Annotated in this window: 20 protein-coding genes; 12 read left to right on the top strand and 8 right to left on the bottom strand. The window is 72.7% G+C overall.

Annotation, left to right across the window (positions count from 1 at the left end; genetic code table 11):
- Positions 1-2 precede the first annotated feature (2 nt).
- Positions 3-1,346 carry an alpha-L-fucosidase gene (locus FVE25_RS36945; RefSeq protein WP_157252122.1) on the top strand — a complete coding sequence of 448 codons (1,344 nt, stop codon included), beginning with the start codon at positions 3-5 and terminating at the stop codon, positions 1,344-1,346.
- 70 nt (positions 1,347-1,416) lie between these two features.
- Here the strand turns inward: FVE25_RS36945 and FVE25_RS36950 are convergent, their stop codons facing one another.
- The 3 genes from FVE25_RS36950 to FVE25_RS36960 form a co-directional block, all read right to left on the bottom strand.
- Positions 1,417-2,805 (bottom strand): tetratricopeptide repeat protein, encoded by a 1,389-nt coding sequence (locus FVE25_RS36950; protein WP_157252123.1) that lies wholly within the window; start codon positions 2,803-2,805, stop codon positions 1,417-1,419.
- Positions 2,806-2,830: 25 nt separating this feature from the next.
- Complete coding sequence (locus FVE25_RS36955) at positions 2,831-4,024, bottom strand: S8 family serine peptidase (protein ID WP_157252124.1); 1,194 nt, start codon at positions 4,022-4,024, stop codon at positions 2,831-2,833.
- Between the two features lie 68 nt (positions 4,025-4,092).
- On the bottom strand, positions 4,093-5,070 hold the full coding sequence (locus FVE25_RS36960; protein ID WP_157252125.1) for an LLM class flavin-dependent oxidoreductase: 978 nt from the start codon (positions 5,068-5,070) through the stop codon (positions 4,093-4,095).
- A gap of 286 nt (positions 5,071-5,356) precedes the next feature.
- Here FVE25_RS36960 and FVE25_RS36965 point away from each other — a divergent pair, with 286 nt between their 5' ends.
- Complete coding sequence (locus tag FVE25_RS36965) at positions 5,357-5,875, top strand: SAM-dependent methyltransferase (RefSeq protein ID WP_157252126.1); 519 nt, start codon at positions 5,357-5,359, stop codon at positions 5,873-5,875.
- On the opposite strand, the gene FVE25_RS36970 is transcribed toward FVE25_RS36965, so the two are convergent.
- Both FVE25_RS36970 and FVE25_RS36975 read right to left on the bottom strand, forming a co-directional pair.
- The gene (locus FVE25_RS36970) at positions 5,872-6,825 is read right to left on the bottom strand and encodes an adenylate/guanylate cyclase domain-containing protein (RefSeq protein ID WP_157252127.1); all 954 of its coding nucleotides are present in this window, start codon (positions 6,823-6,825) and stop codon (positions 5,872-5,874) included. The two genes, FVE25_RS36965 and FVE25_RS36970, sit on opposite strands and share 4 nt — an antisense overlap.
- A 65-nt stretch (positions 6,826-6,890) precedes the next feature.
- Positions 6,891-7,643 (bottom strand): FadR/GntR family transcriptional regulator, encoded by a 753-nt coding sequence (locus tag FVE25_RS36975; RefSeq protein ID WP_157252128.1) that lies wholly within the window; start codon positions 7,641-7,643, stop codon positions 6,891-6,893.
- A gap of 91 nt (positions 7,644-7,734) precedes the next feature.
- On the opposite strand from FVE25_RS36975, the gene FVE25_RS36980 reads away from it, so the two are divergent.
- From FVE25_RS36980 to FVE25_RS37015, 8 genes are read left to right on the top strand one after another with little or no spacing between them, the layout of a single operon-like run.
- Entirely contained in the window at positions 7,735-9,228 is a 1,494-nt protein-coding gene (locus tag FVE25_RS36980) for an ABC transporter substrate-binding protein (protein WP_157252129.1), read from the top strand.
- Positions 9,225-10,172: an ABC transporter permease gene (locus tag FVE25_RS36985; protein ID WP_157252130.1), complete on the top strand. Its 948-nt coding sequence runs from the start codon at positions 9,225-9,227 to the stop codon at positions 10,170-10,172. The genes FVE25_RS36980 and FVE25_RS36985 overlap by 4 nt, the downstream gene beginning before the upstream one ends.
- Positions 10,169-11,002 (top strand): ABC transporter permease, encoded by an 834-nt coding sequence (locus FVE25_RS36990; RefSeq protein ID WP_157252131.1) that lies wholly within the window; start codon positions 10,169-10,171, stop codon positions 11,000-11,002. The genes FVE25_RS36985 and FVE25_RS36990 overlap by 4 nt, the downstream gene beginning before the upstream one ends.
- Positions 10,989-11,903, top strand: coding sequence for an ABC transporter ATP-binding protein (locus FVE25_RS36995; protein ID WP_157252132.1), 915 nt, complete (start codon positions 10,989-10,991; stop codon positions 11,901-11,903). Before FVE25_RS36990 ends, FVE25_RS36995 begins: the two co-directional genes overlap by 14 nt.
- Complete coding sequence (locus FVE25_RS37000; RefSeq protein WP_157252133.1) at positions 11,872-12,666, top strand: ATP-binding cassette domain-containing protein; 795 nt, start codon at positions 11,872-11,874, stop codon at positions 12,664-12,666. The genes FVE25_RS36995 and FVE25_RS37000 overlap by 32 nt, the downstream gene beginning before the upstream one ends.
- Entirely contained in the window at positions 12,663-13,841 is a 1,179-nt protein-coding gene (locus FVE25_RS37005; protein WP_157252134.1) for a M20 family metallopeptidase, read from the top strand. The genes FVE25_RS37000 and FVE25_RS37005 overlap by 4 nt, the downstream gene beginning before the upstream one ends.
- Before the next feature lie 49 nt (positions 13,842-13,890).
- Positions 13,891-14,895, top strand: a complete 1,005-nt coding sequence (locus FVE25_RS37010) for a P1 family peptidase (RefSeq protein WP_157252135.1) — start codon at positions 13,891-13,893, stop codon at positions 14,893-14,895.
- Between the two features lie 22 nt (positions 14,896-14,917).
- Positions 14,918-16,360, top strand: coding sequence for an aldehyde dehydrogenase family protein (locus FVE25_RS37015; RefSeq protein ID WP_157252136.1), 1,443 nt, complete (start codon positions 14,918-14,920; stop codon positions 16,358-16,360).
- Here the strand turns inward: FVE25_RS37015 and FVE25_RS37020 are convergent.
- Entirely contained in the window at positions 16,347-17,123 is a 777-nt protein-coding gene (locus FVE25_RS37020; protein ID WP_157252137.1) for a thioesterase domain-containing protein, read from the bottom strand. The genes FVE25_RS37015 and FVE25_RS37020 overlap by 14 nt on opposite strands.
- Positions 17,124-17,439: 316 nt before the next feature.
- Here FVE25_RS37020 and FVE25_RS37025 point away from each other — a divergent pair, with 316 nt between their 5' ends.
- Positions 17,440-20,514, top strand: a complete 3,075-nt coding sequence (locus FVE25_RS37025) for a chondroitinase family polysaccharide lyase (protein ID WP_157252138.1) — start codon at positions 17,440-17,442, stop codon at positions 20,512-20,514.
- Here the strand turns inward: FVE25_RS37025 and FVE25_RS37030 are convergent.
- Positions 20,460-21,224, bottom strand: a complete 765-nt coding sequence (locus FVE25_RS37030) for an SDR family NAD(P)-dependent oxidoreductase (protein WP_157252139.1) — start codon at positions 21,222-21,224, stop codon at positions 20,460-20,462. The two genes, FVE25_RS37025 and FVE25_RS37030, sit on opposite strands and share 55 nt — an antisense overlap.
- Before the next feature lie 123 nt (positions 21,225-21,347).
- Here FVE25_RS37030 and FVE25_RS37035 point away from each other — a divergent pair, with 123 nt between their 5' ends.
- Entirely contained in the window at positions 21,348-21,794 is a 447-nt protein-coding gene (locus tag FVE25_RS37035) for a peptidase inhibitor family I36 protein (protein WP_219825803.1), read from the top strand.
- A 7-nt stretch (positions 21,795-21,801) separates the two neighbouring features.
- On the opposite strand, the gene FVE25_RS37040 is transcribed toward FVE25_RS37035, so the two are convergent.
- Entirely contained in the window at positions 21,802-23,400 is a 1,599-nt protein-coding gene (locus FVE25_RS37040; protein ID WP_219825804.1) for a CocE/NonD family hydrolase, read from the bottom strand.
- Positions 23,401-23,794 lie beyond the last annotated feature (394 nt).

Below are 23,794 nucleotides of genomic sequence, written 5' to 3' on the forward strand. Positions count from 1 at the left end.
CGTTGCTGCAGTTCGACCGGCGTGTCGGGCCCGACCTGGGCGTCACCTACCCGTCGCGGGAGACGCCCGCGTGGTTCAGGGACGCCAAGTTCGGAGTGTTCGTCCACTGGGGCCTGTACTCGGTGTCCGGCTGGGCCACCCCCCGGCTGCCGGGGGAGACCGTGCCCGTGGAGCTCGAGTACAGCCACCACCAGTACGCCGAGTGGTACGCCAACACCGTCCGCATCCCCGGCTCGCCCACCCACGCCTTCCACGAGCAGCGGTACGGCGTCGGCCGCTCCTACGAGGACCTGGCCGACATCTGGGAGACGCCGGAGTTCGACCCGCCGGGATGGGCCCGCCTGTTCGCCGAGTGCGGCGCCCGCTACGTGGTGCCCACGGCCAAGCACCACGACGGCTTCTGCCTGTGGGGGACCGCCACCACGCCCTTCAACAGCGTCCGCCGCGGCCCGCGCCGCGACCTCATGGCCGACCTGGCCGCCGCGGTCCGCCAGGAGGGGCTCCGGCTGGGGTTCTACTACTCCGGCGCCCTGGACTGGCACGTCTCCTGCTTCCCGCCCATCCAGTCGCTGACGGACCTGTTCACCCTGCGCCGCAACGACGCCGCCTTCGCCAGGCACTCCTTCGAGCAGGTGGCCGAGCTGATCGACCGGCACGCCCCCGACCTGCTGTGGAACGACATCGACTGGCCCGACGCGGCCAAGGCGGCCGGGCCGTACAGCCTGAGCGAGTTGTTCGCGCGCTTCTACGAGCGGGTGCCCGAGGGCGTGGTCAACGACCGGTGGGGGGTGGCGCACCTGGGCTACCGCACCCGGGAGTACCAGTCGGAGGCGCAGGCCGCGCCCTGGGTCTGGGAGGCCACGCGCGGCCTCGGCCAGTCGTTCGGCTACAACCGGGCCGAGGACGAGCGGCACCTGCTCGGGCGGACCGAGCTGGTGCACCTGCTGGCCGACACCGTGGCCAAGAACGGCAACCTGCTCCTCAACATCGGGCCGAGGGCCGACGGGGCGCTGCCCGAGGATCAGGTCTCGCGCCTGCGCTTCCTGGGGGAGTGGCTGCGGGCGCACGGCGGGGCGATCTTCGGGACCCGTCCCTGGGTACGGCATGCGGAGCCGGCCGGGGAGGCGGTGCGGTACACCCTCGGCCCGGACGGCCGGCTCAACGTCATCGTGCTGCGGCCGGAGACGGGGGCGTTCCGGCTGGCCGGGGATCTCGTGGAGGCGGCCCGGGGCACGGCGTCCTGGGGTGCGGAGCCGGCCCGGGTGGATGAATCCGGAAATGTCGCCATCCCGGAGGCGCTCCGCGGGCTCCCCGCAGCGGTCCTGACCCTGAAGGCGCCATTCTGACCATGCAGGCACCGTCCCGACCCTGTAGGTGCCGTCCTGACCGTAGGCTCCGTGCTGAGGCTGAAGGCGGCTAGGCCCGCCGTACCAGGTCCTCGGCGCGGAGACGGGCGGCCGCAGCGGCGCCGCGCTCACCGAGCTGCTCGGCCAGGGCGCCCTGCTTGAGCCAGTTGAACGGGCTGCACGGCCGTACCCCGATGCGCTCGCTCAGCAGCACCCGGGCCACGTCCCGCCGCCCGCCGCGCAGGGCCGCCTCCAGCAGCGTCTTCTGGACGGCGTCGCGCTGCGCGTGGCTGCCGCCGAACTCGTTGACCCGGTGCCGGATCGGATACAGCAGGTCCACCACCTCGTCGAACGCCCCGCGGCCGTAGGCCACGAGCGCGCGGCAGACCGGCAGGCCCACCCGGGCGGTCATGTCCCGGTTGGTCACGCCGGGACGGGCCTCGGCGAGGTAGCGTTCCCGGCCGGCGATGAGCCGGTCGGCCTGCGCGATCCGCCCGGCGCCGACGTAGGACATGACCGCGTGCATGTCGTTGAAGGCGTAGAACGCCTCGCCCATCTTGGGCTCCCACGCGTCGGCCAGCGCCTCCCAGCGGCCGTCCCCGTCGTGGCCCTCCAGGCGGAGCCGCCACAGCAGCGCCGCCGCGTCCAGCAGCTCCATGGCGCCCTCCCCACCGGCCAGCACGGCGTCGTAGACGCCGAGCGCCCGCCCGATGTCCCCGGACTCCAGCGCGTAGAGGGCGTAGTGCCACCAGTTGTGCACGTTGAAGAACGTCCCGGTGGACCAGTCGTCCAGGCGGGCGTCGAGGTAGCGGATGCCCGCGCCGAAGCGGCCCTGCATCTCGTAGGTGTGCACGACCGCGTGGATGCCCCACACGTCGCGGGCGTTGAGCTCGACCGCCTTCAGCGCGACCTCCTCGGCGCGGTCGTAGTGCCCGGCCTCCTCCAGGCCGAAGGCGTACATGCCCAGCACGTGCCCGAAATGCCGGTCGTTCTCCGACCACGCGGTCAGGGCCCCGCCGATCCGGTCGCGCAGCGAGCGGGCGTCGCCGGTGAAGAAGTCCACCTGGTGCCCCACGGCCAGGGCCAGCGCGTCCCGTGGGTACTCCTCGGTGATCTCCTGCAACCGCGCGCCGCAGGTGCGGAAGTCACCGTCCAGCAGGGCCTGCACGCCGTCGATGTGGGCCCGTTCCCTGGGCGACAGGGCGGCCGGCCGTACCGAGGCGCGAAAGGCGGCGAAGCGCTCACGGGCCGCCCGCGCGTCGTTCACCTCGGTCGTGAGCAGCCCCAGATATGCCTGGAGCACGTTGCCCATCGCGAACCCCGGCTCCGCGGCGAGCGCGGCGGCGGCTTCGGCGTCCACCTCGACGCGGAAGTGGAGAAGCTCGTCGACGGCCCGGTCGTAGTGCCGGACGGCCTCGCCGGAGCCGGTGATCGCGAGTCCATGCTGGTCGGTGCTCATGCTCCCAAGCTACTGACATCCACGCTCACGGAGGGCAGATCACCAAGCCCGCGCCGATGTCGGTGAAGTCGGCGTCGGCCGCGAAGCCCTGCCGGGTGGCCGAGGTGAGCAGCCTGTTCGTGACCACCGAGGCCCGCGCGGCGGCCGGCGGCAGCGTCGCGCGCACCTCCTGCCACCACAGCGCCGCGGCCCCCGCCACGTGCGGCGCCGCCATGCTGGTGCCGTTCTTGGCGGACAGCCCGCCGCCAAGCCGCGCCGAGATCACGTCCATGCCCGGGGCGCTGATGTCGGCGAAGGTGTTGGAGAAGCGGGTGACGTCGAGCCGGCCGTCCCTGAGCCGCAGCGCGCCCACGGCGATGACGCCCTCGGCGGCGGACGGCAGCTCCGCGCCCACCTCGAACCTCGGGTTCAGATCCCGCTTGCTGGAGTTGCCCGAGGCGGCCACGACGATGGTCCCCTTGTCCACGGACGAGCGGGCCGCCACCATGCGCATCAGCGCGTCGAACAGCCGCAGGTTGCCCCGGTATGCCTCCAGCGCCCGCGAGGTGGCCAGGAAGATCGGCATGCCCTCCTCGACGTTGCGCTCGACCGCCGCGGTGAACGCGAACCCCAGCGACATCGTGATGACGTCCGCGCCCTCCTGGAGCGCCCACAGGATCCCGTGCAGCAGCCCGTCCGAGCTGCCGCTGCCGTCGTCGCCGAGGACCTTGCCGATGAGCGCCTTCCGCAACCCGGGCGCCACCCCGATCCGCATCCCGTCGACGTTCTGGCCGAACACCGTCCCGGCCACGTGGGTGCCATGGCCGCGTTTGTCGCCGTTGCCGTCGCCGGTGAAGTCCTTCTGCACCAGCTCCACGCCGGTGAAGGCCGGGTGGCCGGGGTCGATGCCGGTGTCGAGCACCGCCACCAGCGATCCCTCGCCCGTCCGGCCGGAGGCGGCCGCGCCCACCGCCGACACGCCCCAGGTGGTGTTCCCGGACGCCGCGGGCGTCGTGCCCGTCTGGTCGTCGTCCACGTCCACCGGCAGGCTGATCGGCATCGGCTCGGTCAGCGCCGCCACGTCCGGCTCGGCCGCCAGCTCGAGGGCCTCGCGCTTGGTGAGGTTGACGACCTCGAGGTGCGGCTCGCCGGGACCCTGCCGCGCCGCCGCCCGCGCCTCCATGGGACCCGCGGTGACCGTCCGGGTCAGATCGCGCAGGACCATGTATCTCTCGCTCATCGCTTCCGCCTTTCTGGGTTGCCCCCAGCGTGGGCGACGAGCGCGGCCCCGGCATGAGTACCCCCTACTCAGCCCCTGGCGAGCCGGGCCAGGCGCCGATAGGAGTCCAGCCGCTCCTCCAGATCGAAGGTGTTCATCGTGACCAGCACCTCCTCCGCGCCCGATCGCTCGACCAGCTCGTCCAGCGCCAGCGCCACCTCCCCGGCGGCGCCGTGGATCTGCCCGGCCCGCGCCTCGGCCAGCAGGTCCCGCTCGCGCTCGGTCATCTCCATCGCGAGGATCTCCGCCGCGGGCGACAGCGGCGGGAACGCGCCGCGGGTCCTGGACACCGCCGTCGACCACGCCTCCGGCACCTGCAGGTACGAAGCCGCCGCGGCGCTCTCGCCGACCGCGACGTTCGCCGCCACCATGACGTACGGCGCCGCCGCCCACTCCGAGGGCCGGAACGCGGCCCGGTACCTGGCGACCGCCTCCGGCATCCTCGGGCCGTTGCCGATCACCATGGGCAGCCCGTGCTCGGCGGCGAGGTCCGCGCCGGAGCCCATCGCCAGCACGAACACCTCGGGCCGGAGCCCCTCGGCGGGCAGCGCGTGCACACCCGGATGAACCTGCTGTTTCCCGGTGAAGTAGCCGAGCAGTTCCTCGAGCCGGTCGCCGAAGTCGTCGGCGTCGGCCAGGCCGTGCCCCAGCGCCTTGCGGATGCCGCCGGTGAACCCGACGGACCGGCCCAGGCCCATGTCGATGCGCCCCGGATACAAGGACTCCAGGACGCCGAACTGCTCGGCCACCACCACAGGCTGGTGGTTGGGCAGCATCACGCCGCCGGTGCCCACCCGGATGCGCGAGGTGGCCGCGGCCACCGCGGCGGCCAGCACGGTCGGCGCCGACCCGGCCACCCCGGGCACGCTGTGATGCTCCGAGACCCAGAAGCGGTGATACCCGAGCTGCTCCGCCTGCCGGGCGAAGCGCACGGTCTCGCGCAGCGCCCGCGCCGGATCCTGCCCGGCGCGGACGAGCGAGCGGTCGAGGATCGAGTAACGAGTCACCTCTGGTGCAACACCTGACACGCGGAAAGATTCCTAGTCCTTGTACAGGCCACGGACCAGCGCACCGGCCGGACGGACCGCCCTCCATGTGCACGCGCGGCGTGAACTCCCTGTCCACGGTGTGCGGGGGCACGCCGTGAGTGAACTCGGCGCCGTACGAGACGGCGAGCCCGGTCTTCTTGCCGTCGACCGCCACGCCGAACCACAGGCGTCCAGGTGGCTCGCCGCTGCAGAGCTTCGTCAGCCCGGTCGGCGGCCGGGGCTGCCCAGGGGCAAGATGGGATTCATGGCGATACCGGTGCGGCTGACCTGGGCCGTGGACGTGCTCGACGTGCGAGCCGGAGAGCGGGTTCTGGAGATCGGATGCGGGCGCGGGGTCGCGGCGCAGCTGGTCTGCGAGCGGGGCGGACTGCTCACCGGGCTCGACCGGTCGGCCACCGCGATCCGCGCGGCGGAAGAGCGCAACGCCGCCCACGTGGCCGCCGGCCGGGCGGTCTTCCGCCTCGGCGCCCTGGAGGACGGGCTCGGCGGCCCGGCTGCCGCGGTGGGCGGCCTCGGCCAGGGCGGTTACGACAAGGTGTTCGCGGTCAACGTCAACCTCTTCTGGACCCGGTCACCGGCCCGGGAGCTCGCCGCCATCCGGGGCGCGCTGGCCCGGGGAGGGGCGCTCTACGTCTTCTACGAGCCGCCCGGCCGTGTCGAGGAACTGGCCGTCAAGGTGAGCGGCGCGCTGGAGGCGGGCGGGTTCGCGGTGGAGACGCTGCGCGCCGAGCCCGGCCTCCTGTGCGTCAAGGGCGCCGGCTAGAGCGCGCGGGAGACGCGGAACGGAACCAGGTCGCCCAGGCCGCGCACGTGCAGGCGGTTCACCGGGATCAGGTGGAAGGCGCGGTCGCCGGTCAGGTCCTCGGCCATCTCGGGGTCGGCCAGGATCGTGCCGGGCAGGGCCAGGGCGGTCAGGCGGCTGGCGAGGTTGACCGTGGTGCCGAAGACGTCGCCCATGCGGCCGATCACCGGGCCCACGGCCAGGCCCACGCGGAGTTCCGGCATGCCGCGCACCTTGGCGTGGGCCGTGATCAGCCGCAGCGCGATCTCGGCCGTGTCGTGGGCCTTGCCGGAGACGAACAGCACCGAGTCGCCCAGCGTCTTGATCACCCGGCCGCCGCCCGAGGTGACCACGTCCGCCGAGCGGCCCTCGAACTCGTCCACCAGGCTCGCCAGCTCGATCTCCGAGATCTGCCGGCTCAGCCGGGTGAAGCCCACGAGGTCGGCGAAGCCGACGGCCAGCCGTACCGCGGTCTTCTCCTGGTCGACCATGCGGCCGGCGGCGGCGGCGAGCTGCCGGCGCCAGGCGTAGACCAGCAGCTTCTCCAGCTCCGGCACCACGCGGCGGGCCCGGCGCGTCCACGCGCGGGGCCGCTCGGCCAGCGGCACCCCGGCCTGGTCGAGCTCCTCGGCGCCCAGCTCGGCCTGCGACTCGGCCAGGCGCGCGGTGGCGCGGCCGAGCGAGCGGGCCATGAGCAGCACGTGCCCCTCGTCGTACAGGCCCCGGCTGACCATGCCGAGCAGCGTGCGCAGCGCCTCGACGTCGGAGTCGGTGAACTCCACCGCGTCGTCGGCCACGTTGGCGAAGCCGAGCGCCCGCCAGAACTTGCGCGCGCGGTAGACCGGCACCCCGGCCAGCTCGGCGACCTGGTGGCTGGTGTAACGACGGTGCTCGCGAAGGAACGCCTCGGTCAGCCCGTCCCCACTCGTCACGGCTGCAACTTAACACTCTGGCCGGACATTCCGCGCGAACCTCACCGGCCGGGCGGCGAACGCGGTCAGTCCAGCAGCGCGCGCAGGGCGGCCCGTTCGGCGGCCGGCACGTAGCCCACGTAGTAGTCGTACATCGTGCGCCGCGACAGCCGCGCGGCCAGCGGCCCGTCACCGGCGCGGACCGCGGCCAGCACCTCCTCGTGGTGGCGGATGCTCTGCCGCATCAGCGCCTCCCGGTCGGCCGCCCCGGCGATCTTGTCCGAGACCAGGCCGAGCACGATCGAGCGGACCACCTCGGTGCAGATCTGGATCAGCTTGTTGCCGCTGGCCCGGGCCACCGCGTCGTGGAAGGCCACGTCCGCCGCGCTGAAGGCGTCGTAGCCCTTCTCCGCGGCCTCGCGCATCGCCGTGACGGCCGCGTCCATCTCCGTTAACTGCGCCTCGGTCCGCAGCCGGGCGGCCAGCAGGTTGGCCGCCGCGTCGAGCGTCATCCGGAAGCCCACCAGCTCGCCCAGCGAGAGCTGGTCCACGCGGGCCAGCGTGGTCATCGACTTGTGCAGGGCGGCGGGCGTGAAGGGCAGCACCTCGGCCCCGTTGGGGTCGCCGGGCCGGGAGCGGACCAGGCCGCGCGCCTGCAGCACGCGCAGCGCCTCACGCACGGTGGAGCGGCTGACGGAGAACTGCGCCATCAGGTCACGCTCGCTGGGCAGGCGCTGGCCTGGGGTGAGCGTGCCGCTCTCGACCGCCCCCTCGATCTGCTCGACGATGCGTTCGTAGGCGCGGACCGTACGCACCGGTTCGAACCGCGGACCGGACATGTTATGCGCCCCCTTGACCCGAACAGTTCAGGACTGGCAGTGTGCAGAGCCTACTGGTCCGACCAGTGCACTAGCCAGGAGGCTGTAGAACATGAGGCGAATCGGGACCTTGATCGCCGGCGGCGGTCTCCTGCTGGCCACTGCCTGCGGCGGTGGCGGCGGCGGCCAGACCGGCGGGGCGTCGCCGTCCAAGCAGGAGACCTTGTCCGTCGGGTTCGTGGCCGAGCCGGCCAACCTGGACTTCACCTCGACCGAGGGCGCCGCGATCCCGCAGGCGCTGCTGGTCAACGTCTACGAGGGCCTGGTCAAACTGGACCAGGACGGCAAGATCGTGCCTCTGCTCGCCGAGAAGTGGGAGATCTCCGAGGACCGCAAGACCTACACGTTCACCCTGCGCAAGGGCGTCACGTTCACCGGCGGCGCCCCGTTCACCGCCGACGACGTCGCCTTTTCCCTCAACCGGGTCACGTCCGACTGGAAGCTGAAGATCAAGACCCAGCTCGACGTCATCGACAAGGTGGAGAAGAAGGACGACACCACCGCCGTCGTCACGCTCAAGCGCCCCAGCAACGGCTTCCTGTATGCGATGGCCACCCGCCTCGGGGCGATGTTCAGCCGCACGGGCGTCGCCGAGCTGGCCACCAAGCCCGTCGGCACCGGCCCCTTCCAGCTCGGCTCCTGGAAGCGCGGCGACTCGATCCAGCTCACCGCCAACCCGGGCTACTGGGGCGCCAAGCCCGCGCTCTCCGGCGTCACACTGAAATACTTCAAGGACGCCACGGCCATGAACAACGCGTTGCTGACCGGCGGCATCGACGTCATCTCCAGCGTCCAGGCGCCGGAGTCGCTGCAGCAGTTCGCCGACCCCGGCCGCTTCCAGACGGTCGAGGGCACCACCAACGGCGAGGTCGTGCTCTCCCTCAACAACGGCCGCCCGCCGTTCAACGACAAGAAGGCCCGGCAGGCCGTCCGCCACGCCATCGACCACAAGGCGCTCCTCGACACCGCGTGGGCCGGCCGCGGCCAGCTCATCGGCACGATGGTCCCCCCGACGGACCCGTGGTACGAAGACCGCACCGGCGACTACCCCTACGACGTGGCCAAGGCGAAGGAACTGCTCGGCGGCAAGACCTACACCGTGAAGATGCGGGTGCCGAACCTGCCCTACGCGGTGGCCGCCGCCCAGGTGGTCAAGTCGCAGCTCGCGCAGGTGGGCATCACGGCCGACATCGAGCCGCTGGAGTTCCCCGCCCGCTGGCTGGACGTGGTGTTCAAGCAGGGTGACTACGACATCTCTATGATCAACCACGTCGAACCCCGCGACATGGGCATCTTCGCCGACAAGTCGTACTACTTCCACTACGACAACCCCGCGTTCGGCAAGCTCCTCGCCGAGGCCGACCAGGGCACCGAGCAGGACCAGGCCGGCAAGCTCAAGCAGGCCGCCAAGCTGCTGTCCGACGACGCGGCGGCCGACTGGCTCTTCCTCTTCCCCAACCTCATCGTCGCCAAGAAGGGCGTGACCGGCCTGCCGAAGAACGCCATCGCCGAGTCCTTCGACTTCACCGGACTCGCCAAGCAGTGATCCTCTACCTGGTCAAGCGGCTGGCGGTGCTCCTGGCGAGCACCGCCGCCGCCGGCGTGGCCGTCTTCGCCTTCATGGGCCTGCTGCCGGGCGACCCGGCCGAGATCGCGCTCGGCGTCAACGCCACCCCGGAGGCGGTCGCCGCGCTGCGCCGGCAGTTCGGCACCGACCGGCCGCCCCTCGTCCAGTTCTTCGACTGGTTCGGCGGCCTGGCCGGCGGCGACTTCGGCACCTCCTACGTGACCAGCTCGCCCATCGGGCCGCAGATCTCGGAACGGCTGGCGGTCACCGCCGTGCTCGTGCTCGGCGGCATGGTCATCGCCGTGCTCGTGGCCGTGCCCGCCGGCACGTTCGCCGCCGTCCACCACCGCAACCCGCTCGGCGCCGCGATCAGCGCGATCAGCCAGGTCGGCATCGCCGTCCCCGCCTTCCTGGCCGGCATCCTGCTGGTCTTCGTCTTCGCGGTGCAGGCGCAGGCGCTGCCGTCCGGCGGCTACGTGCCCTTCTCCGAGGACCCGGCGCAGTGGCTGCTGAGCCTCCTGCTGCCGTGGTCGTCGCTGGGCCTGGTGCAGGGCGCGGTCCTGACCCGGTACGTACGCTCGTCGGTGCTCGACGTCATGCGCGAGGACTACCTGCGCACCGCCCGCGCCAAGGGCCGCGGCCGCATGGGCGCGCTGTGGCGGCACGGGCTGCGCAACGCCTCCATCCCCGTCGTCACCGTGCTCGGCCTGCAACTGGCGACGCTGCTCATCGGCGCCGTCGTGGTCGAGCGCGTCTTCGTCATCCCCGGCCTCGGCGACCTGCTGCTGAACGGCGTGGCCGCCCGCGACCTGCTGCTCGTCCAAGGCGTCGTCATGGTCCTCGTGGTGGCCGTGCTGCTGATCAACTTCCTGGTCGACGTGGCCTACGCCGCCCTCGACCCCCGCCTGCGAGGTGCGCGATGAGGGGCCGGATCAACGCCGGGCTGGTCGTCGGCGGCGTGCTCGTCGGCCTCGTCGTGGCCGCCGCCCTCGTCTCGTTCGTGTGGACCCCGCACGACCCGACCCTGGTCGACGCCGCCCGCAAGCTCCAGGAGCCCGGCGGCGGCTACCTGCTCGGCGCCGACAAGTTCGGCCGCGACACCTTCAGCCAGCTCATGGTCGGCGCCCGCACCACGCTCTACGTCGGCATCGTGGCCGTCGGCATCGCCGCCGTGATCGGCGCCCCGCTCGGCATCGTCGCCGGGATGACCGGCCACGGCTGGCTGTCGGAGCTGGTCATGCGGGTCAACGACCTCGTCTTCGCCTTCCCCGCCCTGCTCCTGGCCGTCATGCTCGGCGCCGTCTACGGAGCCGGGACGCTCACCGCCATGATCGCCATCGGCGTGGCCACGGTGCCCGCCTTCGCCCGCGTCGCCCGGGCCGCGACGCTGCAGGTCATGGTGACCGACTACATCATGGCCGCCCGCGCCGCCGGCCGTACCCGCCGGGCCATCGCGGTGCGGCACGTGCTGCCGAACATCTCCTCGATGCTGATCGTCCAGGCGTCGGTCTCGTTCGCGATCGCGATCCTGGCCGAGGCGGCGCTGTCCTTCCTCGGCTTCGGCACCCGCCCGCCGATCCCCTCGTGGGGACGCATGCTGCAGGAGTCGCAGGAACTGCTCTTCTCCACCCCCCGCCTGGCCCTGTGGCCCGGCCTGGCGATCGCGCTGGCCGTCCTCGGCTTCAACCTCCTCGGCGACGGCCTGCGCGACTACCTGGACCCGAAGCTGAGGAGGATCCGTGCTGAGCGTTGACGGGCTCTCCGTGCACGCCGGCGACCTCCGGCTCGTGCGGGACGTCTCCTTCTCCATCGCCCCCGGCGAACGGGTCGGGCTCATCGGGGAGTCCGGCTCCGGCAAGTCGCTGACCGCGCTGTCGCTCATGGGCCTGCTCCCGGAAGGGGTCACCGCCTCGGGCAAGGCTGCGCTGGACGGCCGTGATCTCGTCGGCGTCCCGGAAAAACGGCTCATGGGGCTGCGGGGCCGTACCGTCTCGATGGTCTTCCAGGAGCCGATGACCGCGCTCAACCCGCTCATGCGGGTCGGCGCGCAGGTCGCCGAGGTGATGACGCTGCATGGCGCCCCCCGCGCGGCCGCCCGCGCCCGCGCGGTCGAGCTCCTGGAGCGGGTACGGCTGCCGCGGCCCGCCCAGCTCGCCCGCGCCTACCCCCACCAGCTCTCCGGCGGCCAGCGGCAGCGGGTCATGCTCGCCATCGCGCTGGCCAACGAGCCCGAGCTGCTCATCTGCGACGAGCCCACGACCGCCCTGGACGTGACCGTCCAGAAGCAGATGCTGGAGCTGATCGCCGAGGTCGCCCCCGCGCTGCTGTTCATCACCCACGACCTCGCCGTGGTGGCGGCGATGTGCGAGCGCGTCCTGGTCATGTACGGCGGGCGGGTCGTCGAGACCGGGCCCATGCGCGAGGTCTTCACCCGGCCCCGCCACCGCTACACCGAGGGCCTGCTGGCCTCCTCCCGGCTGACCCCGCGCGGCACCCGGCTGCCCACGATCAAGGGAAGCGTGCCCCCGGCGGGCGGCTTCCCCGGCGGCTGCGTCTTCCGCAACCGCTGCCCGCACGCCACCCCGGAGTGCGAGACCGAACCGGAGCTGACGGGAGACGGCCATGGCTACGCCTGCTGGCACCCCGGTGATTGAGGCCCGCGACCTCACCCGGGTCTACCGGCGTCCCCGGACCTCGCTCACGAAGCCGGGCGAGGCCGTGCACGCGCTGAAGGGCGTCTCGCTGACGGTGACGCGCGGCGAGCGCTACGGCATCGTCGGCGAGTCGGGATCCGGCAAGTCGACGCTGCTGCGGCTGCTGTGCGGGCTCGACCGGCCCACCAGCGGCTCGATCCGGTTCGCCGGGCAGGAGATCGCAGGCCGGCGCGACCTGCGGTTCCTGCGCGACGACCTGCAGATCGTCTTCCAGGACCCGATGAGCTCGCTTGACCCGCGCATGAAGGTGCGTGACATCGTCGCCGAGCCGCTGGTCGCGCTCCGGCGGCCGGTCGGCGCGCGGGTGGCGGAGCTGCTGGAGGAGGTCGGGCTGCCCGCCTCGGCCGCGGACCGCTACCCGCACCAGTTCTCCGGCGGCCAGCGCCAGCGCATCGCCATCGCCCGCGCGCTGGCGCCGCGGCCGAAGGTGCTGGTGGCCGACGAGCCGGTCAGCGCGCTGGACGTCTCGGTGCGCGGGCAGATCCTCAACCTGCTGGCCGACCTCGTCGACGCCCACGGGCTGACGCTGGTGTTCGTCTCCCACGACCTGTCCGTGGTGCGGCACGTGTGCGAGAGCGTCGCGGTCATGAGCGAGGGGGAGATCGTGGAGACGGGGGCGGTGGACACGGTGTGGGCCGCGCCCGTCCACCCGTACACACGCACGTTGCTGCAGGCCGTACCAACCTTGGAGGGACTTCTGTGATCGAGATCGACGCTGCCGGCGTGGTGGAGTTCACCCAGGCGCTCGTGCGGGTGCCCAGCACCAACGACCCCGCGCGCGGGCGCAACGAGGAGCCCGCCGCGATGCTGGTGGCCGCGAAGATGCGCTCGTGGGGGTGGGAGCCGCGGGTCTCCGAGGCCGCCCCGGGACGGCCGAGCGTGGTGGCCGTGGTCGAGGGCGGGCTGCCCGGGCCGACGCTCATGTTCGAGGGGCACACGGACGTGGTCACCGAGGGGGACCTGGGCGAGTGGACCGTGGATCCGTTCGGCGGCGAGATCCGCGACGGGAGGCTCTGGGGGCGGGGGAGCGCCGACATGAAGTCGGGGCTGGCCGCGACCCTGTACGCCACGCGGGCGCTGCAGCTGGCTGGACCGTTCCCCGGGCGCGTCAAGGTGTGCGCGCTGGCCGACGAGGAGGGGATGATGCTCGGGGTGCATCACTTCGTGGACTCCGGGCTGGCCGCGGACGTGGACGGGGCGATCGTGGCCGAGCCGGAGGCCGGGGAGATCTGCGCGGTGGCCAAGGGCGCGCTGCGGCTGCGGGTGGACTTCACCGGCAAGATGGCGCACGGGGCCATGCCGCAGCACGGGCGCAATCCGATTCCCGCCGCCGGGGCGCTCATCGTGGCGCTGGCGGCTTATCAGGAGGAATTGCAGAAGCGTTTTCCGGCGCATCCGCATCTGGGGGAGGTGTACGTGACGCCCACGGTGGCCCGGGCCGGGAGCGAGGAGCAGGTCAACGTGATTCCGGCGGTGGCGTCCGTGTTCGTGGACGTGCGGACGTTGCCGGGGATGTCGCATGCGGACATCGCCGAACGGGTCTCCGGGCTGGCCGGATTCGACGGGATTTCCGCGGAGGTCTCGGTGCTGGTGGACCGGCCCGCCGTCGAGGTGCCGGTCGACGATCCCGTCGTGGCCGCGGTCGCGGAGGCTCACCGGGCGGTCACGGGGGAGGAGCCGGTGTACGGCGGGGTGCCCGGCTCGACCGACGGGACCGTGCTGACGCACTGGGGCGGCGTGCCCTCCGTCGTGTACGGGCCCGGCGGCAAGTGGATCGCCCACCAGGCCGACGAGTACGTCGAGGTGGCCGAGATCGTCCGGTGCACGCGGGTGTTCGCCGAGGCCGCCCGCCGCTTCCTCACCCGGGACGCCTCATGAGCCCCGTGCCGCCGCGGCCGGGCCGTACCGCGTCCGGGCGGAGGCGCGCGTGAAGCCGGGGCCGCGCAACGCGCTCACCGACGTGCCGGGCGTCAGGGTGGGGCACGCCCAGCGGATCGGGAACGGCTACCGCACCGGCACCACCGTCATCCTGCCGCCCGGGGACGGCGCCGTGGCCGGGGTGGACGTGCGGGGCGCCGCGCCCGGCACCCGTGAGACCGAGCTGCTCGACCCCCGCAACCTCGTCGAGCGGGTGCACGCCGTGGTCCTGACCGGCGGCAGCGCCTACGGGCTCAGCGCCGCCTGCGGCGTCATGGACCGCCTCGCCGAGGCCGGGAAGGGCTTCCCCGTCGAGGGCGGTGTGGTGCCGATCGTGCCGTCCGCCGTCATCTACGACCTGGGCAGGGGCGGCGCCTTCCGCGCCACCCCCGCGGCCGAGCTGGGCGCCGCCGCCTTCGACGCCGCCACCGGCGAGGAGGCGCGCAGCGGCTCGCTCGGCGCGGGGACGGGCGCGGTCGCCGGTGGCCTCGCGGGCGGCACCGGTACGGCCAGCGCCGTCCTCGACACGGGCGCCACGGTCGCCGCCCTCGCCGTCGTCAACGCCGCGGGCTCGGTGCTCGACCCGGCCGGGGCCGTGCTGGCGGGCACCAGGTACGGCCTGCCCGGCGAGTTCGGCCACCTGCGGCCCCCGTCGGCCAGGGAGGCGGCGGCGTGGCAGCCGGCGAACGTCACCTCGTTCAACACCACCATCGGCGTGGTCGCCACCGACGTCACACTGTCCAAGGCCCAGTGCGGCAAGCTCGCCGGCGTCGCCCACGACGGCCTGGCCAGGGCGATCCGCCCCGCGCACACCATGGTCGACGGCGACACCGTCTTCGGCCTGTCCACCGGCACGCACCCGGCGCCCACCAGCGGCGAGCTGCAGGAGGTCCTGGCCGCCGCCGCGGACGTCTTCAGCCGCGCCGTGGCCCACGCCATGCTGGCCGCCACCGGCCGCCCGGACGCCCCCGCCTACCTGGACGTCTTCCCCAGCGCCCTGCGCGCCCACCCATGACCGCTCATCAGGAGGCATCGCCGTGACCACGCCCGCCACCCAGCCCTGGCCGAGCGGACTGCCGGTCGGGGAGGGCTGGGTGCCCGTCCAGGACAGCGCGCCCGTCGTCTTCCCCTATGACGGGAGCGTGGCCGGCACGGCTCCCGTGGGGGACGCCGCCCTGGCCGCCAGGGCGGTGGAGGAGGCGCTGGCCGTGGCTCCGGCGATGGCCCGGGTGCCCTCCCACGCCCGCCGTACCGCGCTCATGGCCGCGCACGACGCGCTGGCCGGGCACCGCGCCGAGTTCGAGCGGCTGCTCGTGCGCGAGACCGGCAAGCCGCTGGTCGACTGCCGGGTCGAGGTGGCGCGCACGATCGTCACGCTGGCCACGGCCGCCGAGGAGGTGGCCCGGCTGCACGGGGAGACGGTGCCGCTCGACCTGCTGCCCTCGGGGGAGGGGCTGACCGGATTCTGGACCCGGCGGCCGATCGGGGTCGTGGTCGGGATCACCGGGTTCAACTATCCGCTGCTCCTGGCCGCCCACAAGATCGCGCCCGCGGTCGCCGCCGGATGCCCGGTGATCGTCAAGCCCGCTCCCGCGACGCCGCTGGCCACGCTGTGGCTGGTCCACCTGCTGCGCTCGTCCGGCGCGCTGCCTCCGGCCGCCGTGCAGCTGGTCACCGGGGACGTCGAGGTCGGGCGCACGCTGGTCGAGGACCGCCGGATCGGCGCGGTCTCCTTCACCGGCTCGGCCGCCGCCGGGCACGCCATCGCGCGCAACGCCGCCCCCACCAAGGTCCTGCTGGAACTGGGCTCCAACGCCGCCCTGATCGTCGCGGCCGACGCCGACCTCGAGGCGGCCGCGGGCGCCGTCGTGCGCGGCGGGTACTACGCCTCAGGGCAGGCGTGCATCTCGGTGCAGCGGGTCGTGGTGGAGGAGGCGGTGCGGGAGGAGTTCCTGGCACTGCTGGCCGGGCGCATGAAAGAGGTCGTCGTCGGGGATCCGCGCGACCCCGGGACCCGGGTCGCGCCCCTGATCGACGAGCGGGCCACCGGGCGGGTGCTGGACTGGGTGTCGGCCGCCGTGTCCGCGGGCGCCACGCTGGTGACCGGCGGAGGACGTGAAGGACGGGCCCTTCAGCCCACGCTCCTGGCCGGCGTTCCCGACGGCGCCGCCGCCTGGGACGAGGAGATCTTCGGGCCCGTCGTCTGCGTACGGCCGGCCGCCGGCCTGGAGGAGGCATTCGCCCTCGTCAACCGGTCACGGTACGGCCTGCACGCCGCCGTCTTCACCCGCTCGCTGGCCACCGCCTTCGCCGCGATCGAGCGCATCGAGGCCGGTGGCGTGGTGGTCAACGAGGTGCCCGGGTTCCGGGCCGACAACATGCCCTACGGCGGGGTGAAGGACTCCGGCATCGGGCGCGAGGGGCCGAGGTTCGCCATCGAGGAGTTCACCGTGACCCGGATGGCCGTCATCCGCCCCTGAGGGGATTGGCCAGGATGCGGGCGATTCTGGCCGCGGCGTCGCTGCCCAGCATGCCGTGGTGATCGCTGTCGATCGGGAAGTGGTCGATCGCCCCGGACACGTGCCGACGCCAGGCGGTGTTCAGGCCGGCGCCGCCGCGGGCGGTGAACACTATCAGATCGCCGTCGAAGCGGCGGCTGCGGTGGCGGGCGGCCAGTTCGGCGTTGTGCGCGCACATGCCGACCATCGCCGTCACCTGCTCCTGCGTGAACCCGTGGCGCTCGCGCAAGGTCGCCAGCGCCGCCGGGACGCCGTGCGGCCCGGCCTCGTTCCCCGACGCCTCCAGCAGGGCGCGCTCGGGGTCGACGCCGGCGCGCTCGGTTTTCGGGCTGCCGGGGCCGGCGTCCAGCAGCGCCAGCAGGCCGATCTTCTCGCCCTCCTCGCGCAGCCGTACCGCGATCTCGTGCGCGAGCGTGCCGCCGAACGACCAGCCGAGCAGCCGGTAGGGTCCCTGCGGCTGAACGGTCGTGATCCGCTCGAGGTGCGCCTCGGCCATGTGCTCCGCGGTCGGGGCCGGGTTCCCGCTCTGCAGGCCGTACACCGGGATCTCGGGGTCGAGCTCGCCGGTGAGCCCGGCGTAGCACCAGCTCAGCCCGCCCACCGGATGGACGCAGAACAACGGCGGCCGGCTCCCGCGCAGGCGCAGGGGCAGCAGCGGCGCGACGCCCTCCGGCTCGTGGAGCTCGATGAAGCCGTCGTCCACCTCGGACAGCTCCGTCGTCATCGCCCTCCTTCAGATGGTCCGCGGTCAACCGATCCCTTTGCGTTCCTGACACGAATGGGTCGGGAGGGGAATGTGCATTCGTGGAATTGCGCCGATGAAATGCCCAGATTTCGGCATTACGCTCGGTGAGGTTACCAGTAAGGAATCTTTAAAGAAAGGGTTGACTTGGCGCTGGAAAACGCTATCGCGACGGCCTTTCCGGGGCGGCCGCCGGGGGCCGTGCGGCCCGCCGGCCGAGGGCGTCACCCGGCGGATGGCAAACATTCGCCGGGCTAGGGTATTTACCTGAAGATAATTTTCGCGTTGGATACGGCGCATGGCACCCGAGATCTCCCGCCGGTCGGCCATCTCGGCCGGTGCGGCCAGCGCCTTCCTCATCCCCCGCCTGCCCGCCTACGCGCAGCCGCCCGAAAGCCTGGAACAGCGGGCCATGGCCATGGACCCGCCGGTGTTCCTGCTGGAGACGGCGGTGCCGCCGCAGCTGGAGGGGCGAGGGCTGAGCATCTCCGGCGAGGTCGCGGTCTGCGGCACCCGCTCCCTGCGCTGGGAGCACGGCAGCCGTGAGGTGATCACGGTCCACGCCCCGCTGCGCTGGCGGCCCGACCCCTACCGGCTCGGCGACGACCAGGCGTGGCAGGGCCTCGTGGACGCCTTCTGCGTCTGGATCCACACCGCCGAGCCGGTCGACGACGTGGTGCGTTTCGAGTTCGGCCGGGGCACGCGCACCGACGTGTGGTTCGAGTTCCGGCTCGGCTACACCGGCTGGCGGACGGCCTGGGTCCGCTACGCCTACGACATGCGCGGCCGCCCGCATCCCGGCATGGACACCCTGCGGATCATCGCCCCGCGCCGCCCCGGCGTCCTGCACCTGGACCAGCTGATGCTCAACGTGCCGCTGCGCCCCGACGCGCCCTGCCGCGACTATCAGCTTCCCGGCATCGCCCCCGAAGGCGACGAGTACGACAACCAGCACTGGCAGGCGCTCTTTCGCTTCGATCACCTGCTGAAGACGGAAAAGCCGGACCGCTCCCCGCCGAGCCCCGGCGAGCTCGCCGGCCTCCACGCCCTGCGCACCCGCTACCTGCGGGAATACCTGATCGCTCCGGTCACCGTCGACGTGCCCGCCTTAACCGCCCAGGTCAACGCCCTCCTCGGCCGCCCCGTCCACGCCTACCAGGCGCAGATCTACCCGGCCGAGATCGCCACCGAGCTGCGCGCCTTCGTCGGCCCCGTCACCCTGCGCGCCGTCACCGACCTCATGCGCACGATCGCCCTGGCCCACGAGGCGAGCCCCGCCGACCGGGAGGCGCTCGCGAAGCTGTACACCGCCCTCCTCCTCCACCTGCGCGAGCAGGGCTGGACCAAGGGCAGCTGCCAGGGCACCATCCACCACCTCGGCTACGACGTGCGCGGCTACTACGACTCCGCCTACCTCATGCGCGACGCCTTACGCCAGGCCGGCCTGCTCGAGAAGGTCAGGGCAGACCTGGACTGGCTGACCGGCCTGGGCAGGATGTGGCGCGGATTCGGCTTCCGCATGGCCCGCGGCAGCATGATGGACATCTACAACACCACCGTCCGCGGCATGCTGGCCACGATCCTGCTCCGCGACACCGACGCCGAGCAGATCGCCTACCTGCGCCGCCTGCGCGACTGGCTCGAGGACACCCTCCGCCCCACCGACGGCATCCAGGACGGTCTCAAGGTGGACGGCAGCGCCTTCCACCACGTCGGCTTCTTCCCCGACTACGTGCGCGACGGCTTCACCGGCCTGGCCCCGATCGTCTACGTGCTGCACGGCACCCCCTTCGCCCTCGGCGAGCAGGCGTACGGCGGGTTCAAGAAGGCCCTGCTCGCCCAGCGGATCTACGCCGGCAAGAACCACTGGCCCATCTCGTGCAGCGGCCGCAATCCCAGCGGGCTCACCGGCCTGTCGGTGGTGCCCTTCCAGTGGCTGGCCCAGATCGACGACGAGATCGGCGCCGCCTTCCTGCGGCTGCTGCCGGCCGTACCGACACCGCAGCAGAAGGCGATCGCCGACCGGCTGGCCGCGCGCGGCGTGAAGGCGGAGCCGGCCCCCACGGGAAACTGGGCGTTCAACTACGCCGCGCTCGCCGTGCAGCGGCGCGAGGACTGGCAGGTGAGCGTCCGCGGCCACAACCGCTACCTGTGGAGCACCGAGATCTACGTCGGCGCCAACTGGTACGGCCGCTACAACACCTACGGCCAGATCCAGGTGCTGCCCCGGGGCTCCAATGCGGACAGCGGATACGCGCATAACGGCTACGACTGGAACCGCCGCCCCGGCACCACCACGATCCACCAGCCCCTCGACGCGCTCAAAGGCGACCTGACCGGGGCGATCGAGGAGATGCTGCTCACCGACTCCCGTTTCGCCGGGGCGCACACGATCGACGGCCGCGACGGCATGTTCGCCATGGAACTGCGCGAGCATCCGAAGTACGAGGGCTCGCACCGCGCCCGCAAGTCGGTGTTCCTGTTCGGCGACCGGATCGTGGCGATCGGCACCGGCATCGCCAACGACGACGCCGCCCACGAGACCGAGACCACGTTGTTCCAGACCACCCGCACGGGCTCGGTCCTGGTCGACGGTACGGCGGTGCCGTGGGGACACGAGGCGCCGGAGCTGTCCCCGCGCTGGCTGCTCGACGACAAGGGGCTGGGCTACTACGTGGCGCCCGGCCAGCGGGTGGCGCTGACCCGCGTCACCCAGAACTCCCGGCACAACGCGACCGAGGCCCCGACCAGCGGCGACTTCTCCACGGCGTGGATCAGGCACGGGGCCGCGCCGCGCGGCGGGCGCTACGAGTTCGCGATGGTGGTCGGCGCCACCGCCGAGCGCATGGCGGCCTTCGCCGCGGACATGGCCGACGCCGCCCGAGCGCCGTACACCGTGCACCGCGCCGACGACACCGCGCACGTCGTCACCGACCGGGAGACCGGCATCACCGGGTACGCCGTCTTCGAGGGGTTCTCCGGGGCCGACGGGCCGGTCCAGGCGGTGGACACGCCGTCCATGGTGCTGACCAGGGCCGACGGCGAGACGCTGACGCTGGCCGTGTGCGACCCCGATCTGCGGCTCTACAACGGCATCGACCCCGACCAGTACGAGCGGGGACGGTACGTCGGCCACTACAGCCCCTGGTCACGGCCCTGGCTGGACGATCCGAGCCATCCGCATCTGCTGCGGGTCGCGCTGGCGGGCCACTGGCGGGCGGACGGCATCCAGCCGTGCCGGGTGCGCGCGAGCGGAGCGCGGACCGTCGTGGAGTTCAAGACCGTCCACGGCCTGCCGATCCAGGTGCGCCTGCGGCGTCAGTTCGGCGGGTCGAAGCGGCCGTCCACCGCGGTCCAGCCGCCGTCCACGTAGAGCACGGCGCCGGTGACGAAGCTGGCGGCGTCGCCGGCCAGGTAGACGACGGCTCCGGCCATCTCCTCCGGCCGTGCCCACCTGCCCAGCGCCGACTTGGCGGCGTAGGCGTCGTACCAGGCGGGGTTCTCCTTGATCTGGCGGGTCAGCGGGGTCTCGACCACGCCGGGGGCCACGGCGTTGACCCGGACGCCGGCCGGGCCGAACTCGGCGGCGGCGGTCCGCAGGAGCTGGACCAGCCCGGCCTTCGTGGCCGAGTAGACGCCCTGGCCCGGCTCGGTGACGGCGGCGCGGATGGAGGCGAAGCCGATGATGGAGCCGCCGCCGCGCTCGACCATGCCGGCGCCGAACGCGCGCACGACGTCGAAGGAGGCGCGCAGGTTGAGCTCCACCACGCGGGAGAACTCCGCGCCGGAGTAGTCGAGCAGCCGCTTGCGCACGTTGGTGGCGGCGGTGAAGACGAGCACGTCCGCGGGGACCGTCCCGGCCAGGTCGCGCACGGCCGCGGTGTCGAGCACGTCGACGTGGCGGGCGGCGCCGCCGAAGCGGGCCGCGGTCTCCTCCGCGGCGGGCAGGTCCAGGTCGGCGCAGACCACCTCGGCGCCCTGGGCGGCCAGGGCGAGCGCGGACTCGCGGCCGATGCCGCTGCCGGCGCCGATCACGACGGCCCGCCGCCCGTCCAGCCGGAACAACCTCTCGTAGCTCGTCATACCCGGCACCCTAGCGACTGGTCTGACCAGTACACCAGTCAGTCCAGGGTACGAAACACTTCCCTCGCCGTGATGATCGCAGCGGATATGGTGTCGAAAGAAAATTTCAGATGTGGAGGGATAGTGGGCAAGAAGTTTCACATTCTGGCGCTTCCGATCGCGGCCGTCGCCCTGGCCGCCCTGACCACCACCCCCGCCCAGGCGGCCGACGGCTACGACCGCTGCCGCGCCGGGTACTACTGCATGTTCTCCGGGCTCGACGGCACCGGCGACATCATCGAGATCCAGGGCGACACCCCCGATCTCGCCGCCCTCAACATGGCCGGACGCGCCAAATCCGACTGGAACCGCACGAGTTCCTGGATCCACCTCTACTCCGAGGCGGACTACGGCGGCTGCTCGGCCGTGACCTCGCCGGCCGGCACCTTCAGCGACAAGGGCAACTTCTTCATCACCTTCCGCGACTTCTGGCACTCGGTGAAGTTCGACGGCCCCAACGGGCCCTCATGCTCCGGCGGGGGCGAAGGGCTCACCGCCGTGGCTCCCGACTCGCACGGGTCGGGCCGGTAAGGCTCGGTCAGCCGAGCAGCGGGAGTGCAAGCGCCGAGGTGGGGAAGACCTCGTAGCCGATGCGCTTGACGGCCACCGCCTCCGCGGCGGGCTCGCCGGTGCCATGGTTCCGGGCGAAACGGGGGAACGCACCGCCCGACACCTGCACCCGCAGCCGGTGCCCGCGGCGGAAGCGGTAGGCCGTGGGGTCGAGCTCCACCTCGGCGCGCACCACCCCGTCCCGATCCGGGGCGGGGTCACCCGGCCGCAGCCGGACGATGCCGTCGGTGACGTTGCGCGAGACTCCCGACCGGTCCACGTCGCACAGGCGCACGAAGACGTCCCCGTGGCCCGACGAGGTGCGCACGTTCACGGTCGCGGTCACCGGTCCCACCACGTCGAGATCGCGGGTGAGCGCCGGGCCCGTATACACGAGCACGTCCGGACGGCGCTCGATCAGCAGGTTGTCCTGCTGGCCCCGCCCGCCGGTCAGCATCGGGCCGCCGGTCGTGGGCGTCGGGCTGCCCGGGTCGTACACGAACCGCGCAGGACCGGCGCCGGCCCTCGCGATCTCGCCCAGCCCGGGACCCAGCTGCAGAGTCCGGTAGGTCACGCCGGGCGGCGGCCAGGACGGCAGGTCCAGCCACGTGCCGGCATGCTGCAGATACAGCCGGACCGCGGCCCGGTGGTTCTGGGCGCCGTCGCCGAGCAGGTGGGCGCCCAGCCAGGAGACGGCGTCCAGGATGCAGGCCCGGATCGCGCTCAGGTCGTGCGCCCACGGGCCGATGGTGATGCGCGAGATCCGCCCTGCCTTCCGCAGCGCGGTGAAATCGGCCAGCTGGGGCCGCAGGAACAGGTCGTACCACCCGGTGACCATGCTGGTCGGCGTCTCCATTCGCAGCGCCGGCCGGCTGTGGTCGGTGGGCTCCCAGAACCGGTCGCCCGGCTCGGCGTGCCGTACCACCTCGCGGAAGAAACGCGAGCGGCGCCCGGTCGCGGCCACGTCCGCCTCGAGCAGCGGCAGGGACGTCATCGCCCGGCGCACCCTCCTGTCGCGCAGCGGGCGCCACGGCAGTTCCTGCGTCTCCAGGGCCGCCGCCCAGGTCAGGAGGTTGTCCAGGCCCGGCACGCCGCCCGGGTAGAAGGAACCGGTGAACTGCGAGGCCGTCGCCCCGAGGCACATGGCCTCCAGCGGCGGATCGGCGTGGGCGCCGAGGGCCCACTGCATGTAGCCGGGGTAGCTCGGGCCCGCCGAGGCCAGCCGCCCGTCGCACCACGGCTGGGCGCGCACCCAGGCGGCCGTGTCGCGTCCGTCGTCCTTCTCCTGGTGGAAGGCGTGGAACCGGCCGCCGGAGCCGAAGACGCCGCGGGCGTTGCCGACCACGACCTGCAGCCCGCGCCGCGCCAGCACGCCGGCCATCACCCGCGCGTCCATCCTGTGCTTGCCGTACGGCGTGCGGACCAGCACCGCGGGCAGCGGCCCCGAAAGCCGCGGCCGGTACACATCGGCCAGCAGCCGCACCCCGTCGCTCATCGGCACGCGCAGGTCCCTCATCACCGCGACCCCGGAGGAGGAGGCGGCGGCCGGCAGCCCGAGGAGACGGTCGACGACATCCCCGATCTTCACGCAAGCCACCCTAACCCCGCCCCAACCCGCCACCCTCTGAAAGCGCCCCGTTGGTCCGCTGGGAGTGGAGCCCTCCGGGGTCGGCACCTCCCGGGGTCGGCCTCCGGGAGTTGTCCTCCTGGGGTCGGTCCTGCCGGAGTCCGCCCTCCGGGAATCCGTCCTCCGGGAGCACGCCGCCCTCCCAGGTGCGCTGCCGCCGGACGTTGGGCGTGCCGTCCCGGTCCACTCCTGGAATGCCGTAGTCGGCTGATTTCCGGGTGACTGGGTCCGATGTCGGGACCATCCCTGATAAGCCCGCATTTCAGATGGTTGGGGCGGATGTCAGGGGCCAGGCAGGCGGTAGTTGGGACCCCATGTCGGGGGCCGGTTGACGGTGAGTAAGGAAGTGTGGTCG

This window comes from Nonomuraea typhae, from assembly GCF_009760925.1.
In the GTDB taxonomy this organism is placed as follows: Bacteria; Actinomycetota; Actinomycetes; order Streptosporangiales; family Streptosporangiaceae; genus Nonomuraea; species Nonomuraea typhae.